The sequence below is a fragment of the Lutibacter sp. genome (assembly GCF_040883305.1).
In the GTDB taxonomy this organism is placed as follows: Bacteria; Bacteroidota; Bacteroidia; order Flavobacteriales; family Flavobacteriaceae; genus Lutibacter.
The window spans coordinates 1-3127 of sequence record NZ_JBFLKT010000436.1; the positions used below are offsets into that span (position 1 = coordinate 1).

Sequence of the window (3127 nt, forward strand, 5' to 3'; positions counted from 1 at the left end):
GTTAAAATCTTTACAATTATTTTTTAGACTTCCTGATAAGTGTGATCTTATATCAAATAAATCGTGTCTTCCATTGATTTTAAAATTAAATAATTGAGTTTCTTTAAAGAATATATTTGTCACGATTTCACTTTTCATTTTAAGCATATCATCCATATTTGATCTCATCGATAAAATATCTTTCAATAAAATAAAGTTATCAAAGTTAGATCCGTTGAATGTAGTTATTACAAATCTTTTATTTTTTTGATTATCTCTAATATATTCCAGTAATTGTTTAGTACAATCGTATGATAAATAAAATTTACAATTTTGATCGATTATTTTTTTAATTTTTCCCTTCAATTCCTTGACATCTTCAGATATTTCAAGTTTTTCTTTAATAATTTCTTGTCTTACTTTATATTTAATTTCTTTATTTTCATTCACTTCGTCCTCTATTTCTTGTTTCAGTTTATAATATCTTTCATCATGACCATTCAGCTCTTCCAATAATTCATTAGTTGCATGAAAACAACTTAATGAATATGGGATCATTATATTTTGTTTTTCCCAATCCGTAACCGTTTCATAATCAATAATTAAATATTCTGTTGTATTTGTTGTCTTTTCTGTTATACCTGCCTTTACATTTGTTTTGTATAATTGTGTGACACTAAATATTTTTTTATATTTTCCTTCTTCTAATTTCTTATAAACATTTTTGGATATATCCATATAAACATTCTTAATGTTTATTTTTCCTTTCACAATGTCAAAATGTTTATTTTCAGCATCATAAATAATATAATCCTTTTTCTCATCTAATTCATCATCATCATCATCATCACAACCCAAAATAGACAAATTAATATCTTCCAAATCTAATTTAAATATATTACATCTCCTTTTGTTAATGTACACTTTTTCCATACCATCCTTTTTATCCTGAAATAATTTAAAAAATTTTTCTCTTAACGAAAAAGTATTCCATACAATATTAATGTTTAAACCATATTTTTTAATAATTTTCAGTCCATTATTAACAGATGGATCCATTTTATTGATATCTTCTTGAAATTCTGGGTCTTGCTCCCATAACTTTGGACATAATTTTTTAAAACATTGTTCAAAACAATCTCTAGATTTTTTCGAATCAATACCAACGACATCAAATAGCATTGAATCAGAAAATCCATATCCCCTGACTTCTCTTACAAATATTAAATCAAATCTGTCTATTACTAAATCCCACTCATCGGCACTAATAGGACCTGATCCCTCAGTTGCTGTACCTGCTCTTAATTCTTCAATCCTATTTAAAAAATCTTCCAATGAAATAAGATTATCTGAATTGATTGTCGCTCCGTTTGGTCTTAATTCACCTGTTATTTTGTCAGTAAAAAACAATGTGACGAATGGAATATCATCTTTGTTAATCATAACATTTTGTATGATACTATACATATCCGCTTCCGTTGATGCATTTGAAAATACTCTGTAAGCGTTAAAATTATTGATCGAATCAAATTCTTTTAATCTATATTCAATATCACCGATTGAAACCATCCCTCTCCTTTTCCTTTGTTTCATTCTCTTTCTTTTTAATCTCAAAACTTTTCTTTTACCTCTCACCATTTTCTTTAAAAGTTCCACGCTGGGTTTGCCCCTGCCCTTAATCATACCACCAGCAATACCAAGTTTTCGCATACCTTCCAAAAAAAGTTTTTTCGTCTTGTATCCTAACCCCTGATAATCAGTTCTAGCGATTGTTGTTAAGTTAACCATTATAATATTAACTTATATAAAAAATATAATTAATATTTCTTTAAACCCTTTTATATAAATTTAATATTATTATTCACTATCTGAATCGTCCAAATCTTTTGATCTGTCTCTGTATTGATTACTTTTAGATATACTATATCCAACTTTTTCCCTGTATTCTTGCCAGTATTGACGATTAATTTTTTCACATTCTTCTGCCCGTTCCCTATCTCTCTCATTTCTACATCTATTACAAATCACACCAGTTTTTATATCATCAAAATTATTGTTTATTACAGGATAAAAACAAGAACTACATATTTTATTATAATATTCACATTTATTCACAAATCCACATTCCATAATTAAATATCTTGAAATAATTCGACTGATATCACTGATGTAATAATTATCCAAGCAAATTTCTACATAATCAAATTTTGATTTTAAAGTTATCGCTCGGTTTTTAAGTCTAAAATTTTTATTTTTCCTAAGTTCATCTATTTTATTATCCTTCAACATAATCCTTTTAATTTCATTACATTCAAACATCATTGACCCGAAACCTTTAAAATCTTCCTTAATTCTAGGATTTGTTAATAAAATTTTAAAAACTTCCCTAAAAATAATCGTTGATGTGAACAAATTAAATTTAATAAAATCATATTTGTTTTTTAGTTTTTTATATTCTTGCCAAAACTCTTTTCGTTTAGTGAAACCAAGAGTGGAATAGAATTTTTTCGCTGATAGTTGATAAACTTTCACTGCCATCTTTATTGTAACATAGATAATTATATTTTCTTTAAACCCTTTTTTAATATTAAAAAGAGTTTAAATAAATTTTTTAAATTACCGAGGGTTTAGAAATTTTTTTCAAATCCCTTTTCAAAATTTTATGATTATGATAATAATTAAGATGATATTTATTTAGTTTATCTTTATTTTTTTCTCTTCTTCTTCTACTCTTAAATTTTTCTTTACACTTAAAACATGTTTCCGATTCATTACTTGATCTTTTGATCCTTTTCGTAAAAAATGGAAATACTTCTTTTTCAATTTTACATTCAATACAAGTTCTCAAGTTTTCAGTCATTTCTATAAAGCACCAATTTAATTAATAAGTGTTTAAATCTTTAAGTAGTTTTTTTAATCACCGAGGATTTTGAAAATCCATTCAAGATATGAAATGCTGTGTAGATCTTCCAAATCTTTAACATTTTCAAATTTGTCATATTTCCCGTTGACATAGTATTGAATTATAATTTTCTCAACATCACTGCAGAACATCTATAAATTGCCGAGAATAAAAAAATGAAAAGTGTAGCGGAATAACTTAAAGGGAAAAAATAAATAGCGATATACTTAAAGAAATTCTCGGAAA

The 3127-nt window shown here is 25.9% G+C and carries 2 protein-coding genes; both read right to left on the bottom strand.

Features of this window, described 5'->3' with window-relative positions:
- On the bottom strand, positions 1-1767 hold a 1767-nt coding region (locus AB1Z17_RS14110; protein WP_368052409.1), incomplete at its 3' end, for a hypothetical protein.
- Positions 1768-1836: 69 nt separating this feature from the next.
- On the bottom strand, positions 1837-2517 hold the full coding sequence (locus AB1Z17_RS14115) for a hypothetical protein (protein WP_368052410.1): 681 nt from the start codon (positions 2515-2517) through the stop codon (positions 1837-1839).
- Positions 2518-3127 lie beyond the last annotated feature (610 nt).